Raw genomic sequence first — 15079 nt, 5'->3', positions numbered from 1 at the left:
AACTGTGACCTTTAGACTTTCACCACCATTTTTCCCACGTTCCTTCCTTCAAAAAGCCCTATAAAGGCTTCAGGGAGTTTTTCAAAGCCTTCTACAATTGTTTCTTCGTAAATAAGACTTCCATCTTGCAGCCAGGCTCCTAATTGTCTTAAGGCTCTACCAAAATCTTTGGCGTGATCTCTTATGAGAAAGCCTTGCATTAAAGCCGTTTTCTTGATCAGGATACCTTCGGGACGGGGTCCTGTAGGTATTTCGGTTTCATTATATAAGGAAATAGCACCACAATTAATTATGCGTGCATCTTTGTTTATATTCTGCAGTACAGCATCCAGCATTTCACCTCCAACATTGTCGAAATATACATCTACCCCATCAGTACAAATCCTGCGCAGGGCATGGGCCATATCTTCTTCGGTATTGTAATTTATACCTCTGTCAAGGCCAAGATCTTCCTCGATTTTCTCAACCTTCTCATCACTACCGGCAATACCCACGACCATACAGCCCTGTAACTTCCCTATCTGTCCCGCAATACTTCCCACAGCACCGGCCGCACCCGACACCACCAGGGTCTCACCGGGTTTTAAATTTCCGATCTTATCCAGAGCTAAATATGCAGTCAAGCCGGTAAGGCCTAAAACTCCCAAAAATGCCGGTAAGGGTGCTAGGTCTCGATCTACCCTGTTCAAGCCTGTGCCGGAAGAAACCTGAAGTTCCTTCCATTTCAGCATTCCGGAAACGAATTCCCCGGACTGGAAATTTGGGTTATTTGATTCTACCACTTCAGCAACTACCATAGATTCCACTGGCTCATTTAATTTAAAAGGCGGGATATAGGATTCTTCATTCCGCATTCTTCCGCGGAGATAAGGATCTACAGAAATATAATGTGACTTTAAAAGGACCTCCCCTTCTCCCGGTACCGGATCGTCTTCATGTACGAGTTCGAAATCAGACTTAGATGGTTTACCGGCGGGGCGGTTCTTGAATAGTATTGTTTGGCTCATTTTGGTTGGTTTGTATGAAGATAGTTTTTATTGAGTTTTCATGCAAGCAGGAGAGGGCAATTAATATGAGTAGAGGTTTACTGTTAAGAAACAGGCACAAAAAAACCTCCTTAGTTGCCTAAGGAGGTTTTCATTATCTGAAAACTTCAGGGATTATTTCTTCCCTTCCATTTTATCTTTCAACGCTTGAAGTTCTGCGTTCACATCACCCATAGTGGTGTTGTTCTGGGCTTGTTGCTGAGCAGCTTTTTTCTGAGCCTGCTTAACGATCTGAGCCTCTTCTTCCTTGTGGATAGCAGTGTGTGATGCTACCACTCTCTTGAATTCTTTATTGAATTCAATGATCTGGAATTCTCCAGATTCTCCCTGCTTCAATTTGCTTCCGTCTTCTTTTTCAAGGTGACGTTGCGGTACGAATGCAGTGATATCTTCATTAAAGTCTACAGTTGCACCTTTGTCTACGATCTCTGTAATTGCAGCTGTGTGGGTAGTACCTACAGCGAATTCAGTTTCATATTTATCCCAAGGGTTAGCTTCTGTTTGTTTGTGTCCAAGGCTCAATTTACGACCTTCAACATCTAATTCAAGAACTACAACGTCAAGTTTGTCACCTACGTTAGTAAATTCTGAAGGGTGCTTGATCTTCTTAGTCCATGAAAGGTCTGAGATATAGATAAGCCCGTCAATTCCTTCTTCAAGTTCTACGAACACTCCGAAGTTAGTGAAGTTACGAACAATACCTGTGTGTCTTGAACCTACAGGGTACTTAGAAGTGATGTCAGTCCATGGGTCTGGAGTCAATTGCTTGATACCAAGAGACATTTTTCTGTCTTCACGATCTAAAGTAAGGATCTGTGCCTCAACCTCATCTCCAACGTTCACGAAGTCCTGAGCTGAGCGCAGGTGAGTACTCCATGACATTTCAGAAACGTGGATAAGACCTTCAACACCTTCAGCAACTTCGATAAATGCACCGTAATCTGCGATCACAACTACCTTACCTTTTACTTTATCACCAACTTTAAGGTTCTCGTCAAGAGCTTCCCATGGGTGTTTGCTAAGCTGCTTAAGACCTAACTGAATTCTTGTTTTAGCCTCATCAAAGTCAAGGATAACAACATTCAGTTTTTGATCAAGCTCAACGATCTCATTTGGATGGTTGATTCTAGACCAGCTAAGGTCTGTGATGTGGATAAGTCCATCAACACCTCCAAGGTCAACGAATACACCGTAAGAAGTGATGTTCTTAACAGTACCTTCAAGTACCTGACCTTTTTCAAGCTGCCCGATGATTTCTTTTTTCTGCTCTTCGATATCTGCTTCGATAAGCGCTTTGTGAGATACAACAACGTTCTTGAATTCGTGGTTGATCTTAACCACTTTGAATTCCATTGTTTTACCTACGTATGCATCGTAATCCCTAATTGGTTTCACATCAATTTGTGAACCTGGAAGGAAAGCTTCAATACCAAATACGTCTACGATCATACCACCTTTTGTGCGGCACTTCACGTATCCATTCACGATAAGACCTTCATCATGTGCTTTGTTCACACGATCCCATGCTTTGATCACACGAGCCTTACGGTGAGAAAGGATCAACTGTCCTGTAGCATCTTCACGAACATCGATCAATACCTCAACTTCATCACCTACTTTAAGATCCGGGTTGTAACGGAACTCGTTAAGAGAAATTACACCTTCACTTTTTGCATTGATGTCGATGATCGCATCACGATCTGTAATGTTGATCACTTTTCCGGTAACAACTTCATCATGTAAAGTGTCAACGAAATTTTCTGCTACAAGCTTCTCAAATTCTTCCAGCTTTTGATCGTCGATAGGATCAATTCCTTCTTCGTAGTTGTGCCAGTTGAATTCCTTTAAGAATTGCTCAGGATCTTGTTGCTGAACTTCTGCATCAGGTTGAGATTGTGCATCCATACCTGCTACAGGTTGAATTTCAGCGTTTTCAGAACCCTGAACTTCTTGATTTTTTGTTTCTTCAGCCATTGCTGATAATTAATTTGTATCCTGTATTCTTCCGGAAGATATTTACAATAAAAGAACACAGAAGCGTTTATAATATTGATTTTCAACCCTTTTAGTCCTCCGACTTATTGCTAAAAGGAGCGCAAAAATACAACTATTTTTTACAATTAACAATGGTCAATTAGCAATTATCCCGTAGATATGAGATGTGAGATTTGAGATGAGAAATTTTGGCAGACAGGAGCCTTTCCAACACCGGATTTCATTTGCCAAGAATCTCGAAAGATCTTATTTAAAACAACATTCCTGAAATCTTTCGTCTCTACGATACGTGTTATTTGCGGGTGGGCGTCGTTCTAAACCGATATGTTGTCCCTACTGGACATTTTGGTGGGGCTGGTCTTTTTCTACCTATAGGTTGTCCCTATGGGACAGGAGAATAGTCTCTGAATTAAAGTAGTTTCTCATCTTCAAATCAACAAATCTCATATTAAGCAGTTGGAATTGGACCCTCCTGAGCTTTGGCTTCGGCGGGTAAATGCCTCTAATTTGGACTTACAAGAACCTCCCAACAAGCCTGTCCTGAGCGATAGCCGAAGGGCTTGAGGTGACATTTGAGAAAGTTGGAATATGGTGCCTGGAATTTGGTGCTTGATAATTGCTAACTGCTAATTGTAGCATTGTACAACTCCAGGATCTTTTCGAATTGTCCTTCTAAAGTCAGGTGGGAGTTGTCGATTTCCTGGGCGTCTTCGGCTTTTACTAGTGGAGAATCTTTTCTTGTGGTGTCTAAAAGGTCTCTTTCCTCCACATTTTCCAGCACTTCTTTATAGGTAACTTCTTCTCCCCTTTCGCTTAATTCTTTAAAGCGACGCTGAGCGCGTTCCTGGGCGCTTGCGGTCATAAAGATCTTAAGTTCGGCATCGGGGAATACGACGGTTCCAATATCACGACCATCCATAACGATCCCTTTTTCTTTACCCATTTCCTGCTGTTGAGCCACCAGCATTTCCCTCACTTGGGGCACTGCAGCAACTTTGCTCACGTACTGTGAAACTTCCATCTGCCGGATCTCCTTCTCCACTTTCTCGTCATTGAGGTACATTTCTCCAAAACCTACTTGAGGATTAAAGATGAACTTCAGCTTAATTAGAGGAAGATCGTTAATCAATGCAGGGGTGTCGAAATTGTTTTCTGATATAAACTTTTTCCGAAGAGCATAGAGGGTCACCGCACGATACATGGCCCCGGTATCTACATAAACGTAACCCAGCTCCCTCGCAAGCTGTTTGGCTACCGTACTTTTACCTGTTGATGAGAATCCGTCAATCGCAATGGTGATCTTTTTATTCATAGAGTGTGCTTCTTCGGCTAAGACAGCCGGAAATAAAAGGTGTCAAAAATGCCATTTCCGGCACTCCTGCAAAATTAAGCATTTAAAGCAGGTTTGAAAGGAAAACCTGCTTAAACCAAAAAAGCTCCGGGAATCCCGGAGCTTTCTTTGTTTCTATAATTTTTTAGGATTTTTTACTTTCTCCTTCAGGATTGCCAGGTCGAGCACCTGGGACATCTCTTTAACGTAGTGAAAAGTAAGACCTTTAAGATATTCATCCTTAATATCCTCTATATCTCTACGATTCTCTTCACAAAGAATGATCTCCTTTACATGTGCTCTCTTTGCTGCAAGAATCTTTTCTTTGATCCCGCCTACCGGCAACACTTTTCCACGCAATGTGATCTCCCCAGTCATGGCTATACTTTTCTTCACTTTACGCTGCGTGAAAAGGGACACAAGAGAAGTAAGCATAGTAATCCCTGCGCTTGGACCATCTTTTGGAGTAGCCCCCTCGGGCACGTGAATGTGCACATTATATTTTTCCATTACTTCTGGATCAATTCCCAGGTCTTCGGCGTTACCTTTAATATATTCCAGGGCAATGGTAGCCGATTCTTTCATCACCTTACCAAGGTTCCCGGTAATATTGAGAGATCCTTTCCCTTTGGAAAGTATAGATTCTATAAAAAGAATATCACCACCAACCTGCGTCCAGGCAAGACCGGTAACAACACCAGCTGTCTCATTGTCCTCGTATTTATCACGCTCCAGTTTAGGGCTTCCCAGTACATCGAGAATATCTGAATCTTTGACCTTGATATTGTAATCCTCCTCCATGGCAATATTCTTGGCTGCATGTCGCACCATTTTGGCGATCTGCTTCTCAAGACTTCGTACTCCCGACTCGCGGGTATAACCTTCAACTATTTTTTCAAGTTGCTTCTTCCCTATCTTCAGGTTTTCCTTGGTAAGACCATGTTCTTTTAATTGCTTTGGAAGCAAATGTTGTCTGGCGATCTCAACTTTCTCTTCAATAGTATATCCGGTAACATTGATGATCTCCATCCTGTCCCTTAAAGCAGGTTGAATAGGGCCAAGATTATTTGCAGTAGCAATGAACATTACCTTTGAAAGATCGAATGGCATTTCAAGGAAATTATCATGGAATTCACTGTTCTGTTCAGGATCCAACACTTCCAGTAATGCTGAAGATGGATCACCGCTATGACCCACGCTCAATTTGTCTATCTCATCCAGCACAAAAACAGGATTACTCGTACCTGCCTTTTTTAGGGACTGAATAATTCGTCCCGGCATAGCACCAATATATGTTTTTCTATGCCCTCTAATTTCCGCTTCATCACGGAGCCCGCCAAGGGAAATACGCACATACTCTCTTCCCAAAGCTTCAGCAATAGATCTTCCCAGGCTGGTTTTACCAACTCCCGGAGGTCCATAAAGACAAAGGATAGGAGACTTCATATCATTCCTAATCTTAAGAACAGCCAGATATTCGATGATCCTCTCCTTCACATCTTCCAGACCGTAGTGATCTCTGTTCAAAATGCGCTCGGCCCTCTTCAGATCAAATTTATCTTTGCTGAATTCTTCCCATGGAAGGTCAAGGAAAAGATCAAGATAGTTGCGCTGAATCGAATATTCTGCAACCTGCGGATTCATCCGCTGCATCTTGGCAAGTTCTTTATTGAAGTGCTCCTTTATATTTTCCGGCCACTTCTTCTTTTTCGCACGGGCCCGCATCTCTTCGACTTCCCCTTCATGAGAAACACCACCCAGCTCTTCCTGGATGGTCTTCATTTGCTGGTGAAGGAAATATTCCCGCTGCTGTTGACTCATGTCACTCTGTACCTTGCTCTGGATATCATTTCTAAGTTCCAGCTTATGGTACTCTACATTCATGAATTTTAAGGTAGAAAGTGCACGTTCCTTAAGGTCGTTGGTCTCAAGTAATTTCTGCTTTTCCTCCACAGAAAGATTCATATTGGAGGACACGAAGTTTACAAGGAATGATGGACTTTCAATGTTTTGTATGGCAAAAGAAGCTTCCGAAGGAATATTAGGACTGTTCTTTATGATCTGCAAAGCCAGATCCTTAATAGAATCTATAATAGCTCCGAATTCTTCATTGTCCTGTGCAGGACGTGCTTCGGGAACCTCATTGATCTTAGCCTTCAAAAATGGCTTTTCTTCAATCACTTCATCAACCTCAAAACGCTTCTTACCCTGGATAATTACCGTAGTATTACCATCGGGCATTTTAAGCACCCTTAGGATCCTGGCCACTACTCCAATCTTATTGATATCCTTAGCTGTAGGATTTTCTACTTTCTCATCAATTTGAGAAACCACTCCTATCACCTTGGTATCGTTATTAGCTTCATTAATCAATTTTATTGAAGCATCTCTACCGGCGGTAATAGGTATTACTACTCCAGGGAATAAAACCGTATTTCTTAATGGTAAAATGGGTAATACTTCCGGGAGGTCTTCTTTATTTATTTCTTCTTCATCTTCGGGGGTCATTAAGGGAATTAATTCTGCATCCTCATCTATTCCCTGTAATGACAGACTGTCAAGATTTGTAAATTTTGTTCTGCCCATATCTATTTTTAAGTCAAACTGTCACTGCAGTTATTAATTCTTTATCTTCTAAGTTACTTTATTACCTTTACTTAGCCTGTTAAACAGAAGGTTAAAGTGTATTTGTATGGCATTATTTCAATTGTTATGCCAACGTACAGAAAAAAATTTTAAAAGAAATTTCTGCTAAACTGTAACAATCTCCCTTCCATCCTATCTTTACTATAAAGCTTTAAGATTTTGACACTAACCACCACCCATATTGACGAGCTTTTGGAGAAATGCCGTCTCGGAGACGAGCGGGCCCAAATGAAAATTTATAAGCAATACAGCAAGGCTATGTACAACATCGCATGGCGTATTGTAAAAGATTCAGCAGAAGCCGAGGATATTATTCAGGAGTGTTTTTTAAAGGCTTTTGACAAGTTGGACACTTTTGAAGGCACCTCAACTTTTGGCGCATGGCTCAAAAGGATCGTAGTGAACCACAGCATTGCAGTGTATAATAAGTATACCAGGTACAGTGAAGTCCAATATGATGACCAATTTAGACATGCGGCTGATGATTCCTCGGGAATAGCTATTGAGGACGAAGATCAAGATCCTAAAGTTAAAATGATCCTGAAAACTATGGAAAAACTAAAAGAGAATTACCGGGTCGCCCTCACGCTTCATTTAATTGAAGGTTATGATTATGAGGAGATCTGTGAAATTCTCAATATTACCTATGCGAACTGTAGAACAACCATTTCAAGGGCAAAAGAAAGCCTGCGCACCAAACTCCTGAGCTATGAAAGCTGATAAAGACTTAGAAAAATTATTCGAGGGGCTGGATTTTGATATTGCCGAACCAACACCTCATCACGAAGACCGCTTTAGAGAAAAACTGAGACAGCGGTCCAAAAAACAGAAGCCCCGCCACAATGGGATAATTTCCCTCTGGGGACCGGTAATGGCAATTGCTGCAACATTTCTTGTAGCATTCCTGCTCATACAGGGAGGAATTGCCAATCCTTTTTCAACAGAACAGGAACTGGCTAATGTTTCCCCGGAGATGAAGCAAACCCAGGAATTCTACTCCTCGGTCATAAGAGCAGAGCTGGCTTCTTTAGAAGACCAAAAAACTCCCGAGACCGAGGCCGTAATAGAAGATGCCCTGACCCAGCTGGAAATTCTTGAAAGCGATTATGAGAATTTGAAAAAGGACCTTGGCAAAAGCGGACAAGATAAAAGAGTGATCTACGCCATGATCACCAACTTTCAAAAAAGAATTGATCTCTTAAAAACAGTGCTTGAAAAAGTAAATGATATAAACACCCTAAAAAACACCAACCATGAAGACAATATTATATAAAGCTTTGATCTTATTTTTCCTCGTACCGGCTGTAGCCTGTGCAGAAGGAGATTTCAAAGGAAGATACACCAAACAAAAACGTGTAAAAAAGGAATTCAAAGTTTCTGCTAACGATATGCTCAAGATCACCAATAGCTACGGAAACATTGATATCGTGACCTGGGATGAAAATCGTGTAGAAATTGAAGTACTTGTGCGCACCAATGGTAATGATGAAGAAAAAGTGGAAAAACGTCTTCGGGAAATAGATGTTGCCTTTAATCAAACCAGCGGACAAGTTACTGCAAGGACTTTACTGGAAAGAGATAAGAACAACTCCTTCTGGTCAAGCCTCTTTGGAAGTAGCAGCAACGTAAACATGGAAATCAATTACCGGGTGAAAGCACCTGTGACCAACCGGGTAGACCTTTCTAACGACTATGGCAGTATTAATCTTGACAAACTGCGCGGTGATGCAGAGATCTCCTGTGACTACGGAAAACTAATGATCGGGGAACTGCATGGCAACAATAATAAATTAACTTTTGATTACACCCGAAACAGTAGTATCGGTTATGTAAAAAGAGCAAAGATCATTGCAGATTATTCTGAATTTACCATTGATGAAGCAGGAACTATAGAACTCAGCGCAGATTATTCAGACTCAAATATCATTAAGGTTGAAAATCTTAGCTTTAACAATGACTATGGATCTCTTAAGGTGGAAAGACTAAAGAATATGAAAGGCCAGGGAGATTATCTTGGAATTAAGCTTGGCCTGGTGTATGGTACGGTACAGGTAAGTATGGATTACGGCTCTTTAATGATCCAAAAGCTAATGCCCAGTTTCAAGGATATTGATATTAACAGTGATTATACTGGTGTTAAAATTGGTTATGACCGGGAGGCGCCGTTCAGTTTTGAAGTCAATACTTCCTATGGAGGAGTAAATGGAATCGACAATAATACCTTTACCATTAATAAGAGGAACCAAAGCGGAAGCGAAAATTATTACGCCGGTTACTACCGCAGCAACACTACAGGTGGTAAGATCAAGGTGAATTCGAGCTACGGCAGTGTATCCTTTACCGACTAAGAACAATAACATCAATCAATAAAACTATTAATTATGAAAAACTTCATTGCAACTCTATTTATAGGGCTTTTATGTATATCCATATCACAGGCCCAATGGTGGCAGGGAACCAAAAAAGTGGACGGTAACGGGAAAATGATTACCAAAACAAGATCAGTTTCTGATTATAATTCGGTTGCCCTTACCGGCTCCATGGACGTTATTCTCGTGAGAGGAAAGGAAGGTAATTTAAAGGTTGAAGCGGAAGAAAACCTTCAGGAACATATCATAACTGAAGTAGATGGTGGAAGCTTGAAGATTTCGGTTGAAAAAGGATATTCCCTCAAACCCTCCCGCAACAATGATATCATCATTACAGTTCCCTTCACCGATATTGAAAAAGTGAGTTTAACAGGATCGGGAGACATTAGGTCCTCTGATGTAGTGAAAGCCGATAATTTTAAAATCAACATCACAGGTTCCGGAAATGTGAAGCTTCCACTCGAGGCCAGAAGTACTTCAGCTAACATCACAGGATCGGGAGATATTGATCTTTCGGGGAGCTCTGTAGATTTTGACTGCAAGGTGACCGGTTCGGGAGACATCAGTGCATTCGATTTTAAATGTCAGCATGTTTCAGCAATGGTTACAGGATCTGGTGACATCCAGGTATATGCTTCAGAATCTCTTAAGGCAAGTACTCCGGGCTCAGGGGATATCGAGTATCGGGGAAATCCTAAAAAAGAAGATTTCAGATCTTTGGGGTCCGGCTCCATCAGCAAGAATTAGGAATATCATAAGCTAAGCGGCTTAAGAACCTCTCCCCGTAGGGTGTCAAAAATGAGGTTTTTAGGCCGCTTGTTTTTTCTGAAGTTTTCCGGTGCGGGGGACCTTCAGCAGGAGGAAGACTCCAATCATAAAGAAGGCGGTAAGAAACAAAACCGAGAACCTGATACTTCCAAATATCTGTGTGACCATTCCGTAGAGCAGCATACCTATCACGATCCCTATTTTTTCTGAAACATCATAAAAGCTGAAGTAGCTGGTAGTATCAAGTGTACCTTCAGGAAGCATTTTTGAATAGGTAGAACGGGATAAGGTTTGGATTCCACCCATGACCAGACCTACAAATCCTGCCGCTATATAGAACTGCATCGGCGTCTTCACAAAAAATGCATAGATACATATGCCTATCCAAAGAATATTTACCAGGATAAGCGTCTGGATATTTCCAATTTTTGCTGAAAGTCTTGAAGTGATGGTCGCTCCCGCAACCGCTACCAATTGGATCAAAAGAATACTAACTATTAACCCTGTGGTGGCATCCTGCCCTGTCCAGTTCACCTCTTCAATCCCGAAGTATGTTGCTATAAGCATTACTGTTTGGACCGCCATGCTGTAAACAAAGAAGGCCGTTAGATACTTCTTCAACTGGGGATTGTGTTTCAAAGAGTTCCATATGCTTTTCAATTCCCGGAAGCCATTAAAAAGAACATTTCTGCTAAGTTTTTCCTTTTTATTTCCTTTTGGGAGATAATAATAGGTAACCTGGCTAAAGCCAATCCACCACACCCCGGTTAAGATAAAAGAGATCCTCGTTGGCATCCCTTCACTTTCAAATCCAAACCATTCGTGATTCAGGATCATGAGAAGACATAGAACAAGTAAGATCACACTGCCAATATACCCTAAAGAAAAGCCTTTTGCGCTCACCTTATCCTGTTGATCGGGAAAGGCAATATCTGGCAAATAGGAGTTGTAAAACACCAGGCTCGCCCAAAAGCCCACGAGCGCCAGATAATAACAGCTTAGCCCAAACCAGAGGTTCTCCAGCGAGAACCAGTAAAGGCCAATACAGGAAAGTGCACCCAGATAACAGAAAAATTTTAGGAAGTTTTTTTTGTTCCCCACGTAATCTGCAATTCCCGAAAGGAACGGGCTTATTATTGCTACGGTTAAAAAGGCCAGGGCGGTCACATAACTTATCAGGGAATCATTATTAAAATCAATGCCCAGTAGCCGCACCGTATCCTGCACCACTTGTCCTTCCTCATTTTTTACTACCGTGAGGGCTGCATAAAATATTGGGAAAATAGTCGATGCAATAACGAGACTGTAAACAGAATTTGCCCAGTCGTAAAAAGCCCAGGCGGTAAGCAATTTTTTACTTCCCTTGGGGAGTTGTTGCATAAAGCCAAAATTAAAAGAGCTGCCAAAATTGGCAGCTCCTAAAATACTGTTTTTTTAATACTATTTATTGAAAGGATGTTACTCCATATTTACGAGCCTCGGCCTTTGCCTCTGGAGCCCATTTTTCAATATTATTGATCCGGGTTTGGGGATTGGGGTGAGTACTTAAAAATTCAGGTGGGGCCTGGCCGCCACTTTCCTGGGCCATTCTTCTCCATAAATTTGCTGCCTCTGCAGGATCATATCCTGCAATAGCCATAAGCGTTAGCCCAATTCTATCGGCTTCGCTTTCATGGCTTCGGCTAAATGGCAGCATTCCGCCAACAGTTGTCCCTAAACCGTAAGCCTGCGAGATAATTTGCTGAGTACTTTCGCTCCTTCCACCCACAGCAGCACCTACCACTGCTCCTCCTACTTGTTGCAGCTGGGCAGCGCTCATACGTTGCGCTCCATGATCTGCAACCGCATGGGCTACTTCATGGGCCATAATGGCCGCAACTCCTGTTTTATTCTGTGCTATAGGCATTATACCTGTATAAAATGCAATCTTCCCACCCGGCATCGCCCAGGCGTTTACCTGGTCGTCATCTTTTATAAGCGAAAATTCCCACCGGTAGTCATCCAAATATCCCTGGTAGCCATTGGCATCCAGGTACCTTTCGGCAGCAACAGCGATTTCCCGGCCTACATTTTTGATCATGTTTGCCTCCTGAGTGTTTTCTACCACTTCATTTTGTTGCAAAATTTCTTCATACTGTTGAAAAGCAGCGGGAAAGATCTGGGAATTAGAAACAAAATTCAGATTTCTTTCTCCGGTAAAAGGGTTGGTTTTACATCCTGCCATAAGCAGTAAAAAACTAACCACTATAGTAATTTGTCTAAGTTTCATAATAAATGGTTTTTGTTAAAGTTACTAAATCAACCCCGCTCCACTTGAAGCTTTAAATTAGGTTTAACAAATTACCTGCCACTTTTTAAAACCCCCGAAAAGCTTTGCCTTAAAAGGATCCATATTCGTAACTTGCGGGCTTTCTTATTTATGACAAAACAAAAAAAAGACAAGACTCCGGTCCAAAGATTATTGGTTCCATCTCACATTCTGGCCACCGGAAAAATTCTCACAGCTGTTTCTCCATTTTTGGCCAGCAGGTTTGCTGCCAAACTATTCCTCACCCCATTTTCGTACAAACTTCCGAAGCGGGAAGAGAAAATGCATAAAGAGAGTAGACAGGAGCAGGTGATCCTTCCGCACCACCAGCGGGAAATTGTGGTCTATCATTACGGCAACTCTTCTAAAAAGATCTTATTGGCCCATGGCTGGAGCGGCCGTGGCACCCAGCTGGCAGTAATGGCTGAAGAACTTCTCAAGGCGGGCTATAGTGTTGTAAGCTTTGATGCCCCTGCCCACGGAATAGCTCCAGGAAAAATGAGCATGATGCCACACTTCATTGAAGCCATTGAAGTACTTGAGCAAAGGCACGGCCCGTTTGAAGCAGTTATTGGCCATTCCCTTGGCGGCATGTCTTCCCTAAAAGCAGTATCTGATGGACTTCCTGTAAAGAAACTGGTGATCATTGGCACCGCAAATAGTATTACCCGAATTACCCGGGATTTTGCCAGGAATATGAAGATGAACGACAAAGTTGCCGCAAAGATGAAAGCCTACTTTGACAAGAAGTTTGGAACAGACATGGACAATCTTTCAGGAGCAGTCTCTGCTGAAGGTGTAAAGATCCCTACTCTCGTAGTGCATGATGAGCATGATGTGGACGTCCATATAAGTTCGGCTTATGAAATTCATGAAAAGCTTGAAAACTCAGAACTTTATATCACAAAAGACCTCGGCCATCGGCGTATTTTAGGAAATTCCGAAGTTATTCGCAAAATAGTTGAATTCCTTTCGGTATAATTCTTGATTCCTTTATGAAAAAGAATCATGAAAAGACTTTTCCTCCTAATATTCTCCTTCTTTCTACTGAGCTGTAACAGTTCTGCTCAGGATTCAAAAAAGGCAAAAACATACCCTGTTTCTAAATCTGAAGCCGAGTGGAAAGCTGAACTGAATCCGGCGGAATTTCAGGTGCTTCGCAAAAAGGGAACAGAGAGGGCATTTTCCAGTAAACTCAACCGTGTTAATCAACCCGGAACTTTTGTTTGTGCTGCCTGCGGGAATGAATTATACAGAACAAAAGATAAATTTGAAAGCGGAACCGGCTGGCCCAGTTTTGACCGTCCCATTTCAGAAGAAAGAGTAGATTACAAACCCGACGGTTATGCTGCACTGGAAGTTCTTTGTGCTAATTGCGGCGGACACCTGGGACACAGATTCAATGATGGACCACGAAATACCACCGGAAAAAGACATTGTATAAATGGTGTTGCTTTAAATTTTATACCGGCAAATGCAGAGTAGACAAGCTGTTCTGTCAAAGTTTACCAATAGTTTAAGACAACCAACAAAGCCTATTTTTTATATTTAAAAGAAAGAATAAAACATGGTCAAGAAATATCCAGTTGAACGTTCAGAATCTGATTGGCGAAAGCAATTATCTGATGAACAATACCGCATACTCCGCGAAAAAGGCACTGAAGCGCCACATTCGGGCAAGTATAATATGCACTTCCAGGAAGGAGAGTATCACTGCGCTGCCTGTGGGGCAAAGATCTTTGAAAGCGATCAAAAATTCAGAAGCAATTGTGGATGGCCAAGTTTTGATGATGCCGTAGAAGGTGCTGTAGAATATGTGCAGGACAGGAACTTTGGCATGATACGCACCGAGATTCTTTGTTCAAATTGTGGTGGTCACCTGGGCCATGTCTTTGATGACGGTCCTACCGAAACCGGACAACGCTACTGCGTAAATTCGGCAAGTATAGAATTTGAATCTAAATCCAAATAATTATGAAAAAAATATCCTTATTATTCGCTTTTATAGCTTTTAGCCTTACCTCCTGCTCCAGTGATGAGCCGGGACCTCAGGGACCTCCGGGCGAACCGGGAGTGAACATCGTAGGGCAAACCTTTGAATTTGAAGATGTAGATTTTCAATATTTTGCCGACGGTAATTTCTATGCCACAGTTGTAGATATTCCTGCCGAGATCGAAGTACTGGCATCAGATGCCATTCTGGTCTACCGCCGGGAAGTTATTGATGGAACTGAAACCTGGAGTATGATCCCACAAAACTACTTTTTAGAAGAGGGAATAATTCAGTACGTCTTTAATTATACTGCAGTTGATATTGAGCTTTTAATCGATGGGAATTATGATCTCTCCACATTAGACGGTGCTTTTACACAGAACCAGTTCTTTAGGTTTGTTGTAGTCCCTTCAGACTTTGCTCTTGACAGCGGAGTAGATGTTTCAAATTATGAAGCCGTAATGCACGCCATAGAATAAATATTTTGAGGCTCGATAAAAAATTCCTTTTTCCGCTATGGGGAAAGGAATTTTTATTTTTAAACCTCCTAAAAAGTTGAAGTTCTGAAGGATTTCCTAATTTCAATTCCTTTCTGTTTAAGGTTAATTTGCGTAAATTCGCTGT

At 41.8% G+C, this 15079-nt stretch carries 14 protein-coding genes; 8 read left to right on the top strand and 6 right to left on the bottom strand.

Going from position 1 to position 15079, the window contains the following annotated elements; genetic code table 11:
- Positions 1–11 precede the first annotated feature (11 nt).
- From ACXYMT_RS12175 to lon, 4 genes are all read right to left on the bottom strand, one after another.
- On the bottom strand, positions 12–1007 hold the full coding sequence (locus ACXYMT_RS12175; RefSeq protein WP_459059374.1) for an NADP-dependent oxidoreductase: 996 nt from the start codon (positions 1005–1007) through the stop codon (positions 12–14).
- Between the two features lie 153 nt (positions 1008–1160).
- Complete coding sequence (gene rpsA, locus ACXYMT_RS12170; RefSeq protein WP_459059373.1) at positions 1161–3020, bottom strand: 30S ribosomal protein S1; 1860 nt, start codon at positions 3018–3020, stop codon at positions 1161–1163.
- A gap of 640 nt (positions 3021–3660) precedes the next feature.
- Positions 3661–4353: a (d)CMP kinase gene (gene cmk, locus ACXYMT_RS12165; protein WP_459059372.1), complete on the bottom strand. Its 693-nt coding sequence runs from the start codon at positions 4351–4353 to the stop codon at positions 3661–3663.
- A gap of 153 nt (positions 4354–4506) precedes the next feature.
- Complete coding sequence (gene lon, locus ACXYMT_RS12160) at positions 4507–6957, bottom strand: endopeptidase La (protein ID WP_459059371.1); 2451 nt, start codon at positions 6955–6957, stop codon at positions 4507–4509.
- Positions 6958–7176: 219 nt separating this feature from the next.
- Between lon and ACXYMT_RS12155 the strand changes: the two genes are divergently transcribed.
- The 4 genes from ACXYMT_RS12155 to ACXYMT_RS12140 are packed head-to-tail and all read left to right on the top strand — an operon-like array spanning position 7177 to position 10133.
- Entirely contained in the window at positions 7177–7737 is a 561-nt protein-coding gene (locus ACXYMT_RS12155) for an RNA polymerase sigma factor (protein ID WP_459059370.1), read from the top strand.
- On the top strand, positions 7727–8290 hold the full coding sequence (locus tag ACXYMT_RS12150) for a DUF4179 domain-containing protein (RefSeq protein WP_459059369.1): 564 nt from the start codon (positions 7727–7729) through the stop codon (positions 8288–8290). Before ACXYMT_RS12155 ends, ACXYMT_RS12150 begins: the two co-directional genes overlap by 11 nt.
- The gene (locus tag ACXYMT_RS12145; protein ID WP_459059368.1) at positions 8271–9365 is read left to right on the top strand and encodes a hypothetical protein; all 1095 of its coding nucleotides are present in this window, start codon (positions 8271–8273) and stop codon (positions 9363–9365) included. The genes ACXYMT_RS12150 and ACXYMT_RS12145 overlap by 20 nt, the downstream gene beginning before the upstream one ends.
- 33 nt (positions 9366–9398) lie before the next feature.
- Positions 9399–10133 carry a head GIN domain-containing protein gene (locus ACXYMT_RS12140; protein ID WP_459059367.1) on the top strand — a complete coding sequence of 245 codons (735 nt, stop codon included), beginning with the start codon at positions 9399–9401 and terminating at the stop codon, positions 10131–10133.
- Between the two features lie 60 nt (positions 10134–10193).
- Here ACXYMT_RS12140 and ACXYMT_RS12135 read toward each other — a convergent pair whose 3' ends face one another.
- Together ACXYMT_RS12135 and ACXYMT_RS12130 are read right to left on the bottom strand one after the other, a co-directional pair.
- The gene (locus tag ACXYMT_RS12135) at positions 10194–11534 is read right to left on the bottom strand and encodes an MFS transporter (RefSeq protein WP_459059366.1); all 1341 of its coding nucleotides are present in this window, start codon (positions 11532–11534) and stop codon (positions 10194–10196) included.
- 64 nt (positions 11535–11598) lie between these two features.
- Positions 11599–12423 carry a M48 family metallopeptidase gene (locus ACXYMT_RS12130; RefSeq protein ID WP_459059365.1) on the bottom strand — a complete coding sequence of 275 codons (825 nt, stop codon included), beginning with the start codon at positions 12421–12423 and terminating at the stop codon, positions 11599–11601.
- A gap of 150 nt (positions 12424–12573) precedes the next feature.
- Between ACXYMT_RS12130 and ACXYMT_RS12125 the strand changes: the two genes are divergently transcribed.
- The 4 genes from ACXYMT_RS12125 to ACXYMT_RS12110 all read left to right on the top strand — a co-directional run bounded on the left by ACXYMT_RS12125 (position 12574) and on the right by ACXYMT_RS12110 (position 14934).
- Positions 12574–13443, top strand: a complete 870-nt coding sequence (locus tag ACXYMT_RS12125) for an alpha/beta hydrolase (RefSeq protein ID WP_459059364.1) — start codon at positions 12574–12576, stop codon at positions 13441–13443.
- 27 nt (positions 13444–13470) lie between these two features.
- Positions 13471–13947, top strand: coding sequence for a peptide-methionine (R)-S-oxide reductase MsrB (gene msrB / locus ACXYMT_RS12120; RefSeq protein ID WP_459059363.1), 477 nt, complete (start codon positions 13471–13473; stop codon positions 13945–13947).
- 82 nt (positions 13948–14029) lie between these two features.
- Entirely contained in the window at positions 14030–14434 is a 405-nt protein-coding gene (gene msrB, locus ACXYMT_RS12115) for a peptide-methionine (R)-S-oxide reductase MsrB (protein ID WP_459059362.1), read from the top strand.
- Positions 14435–14436: 2 nt separating this feature from the next.
- Complete coding sequence (locus tag ACXYMT_RS12110; protein WP_459059361.1) at positions 14437–14934, top strand: collagen-like protein; 498 nt, start codon at positions 14437–14439, stop codon at positions 14932–14934.
- Positions 14935–15079 lie beyond the last annotated feature (145 nt).

The organism is Salinimicrobium sp. CAU 1759, from assembly GCF_054482715.1.
This window is presented reverse-complemented; position numbering and strand designations above follow the sequence as displayed.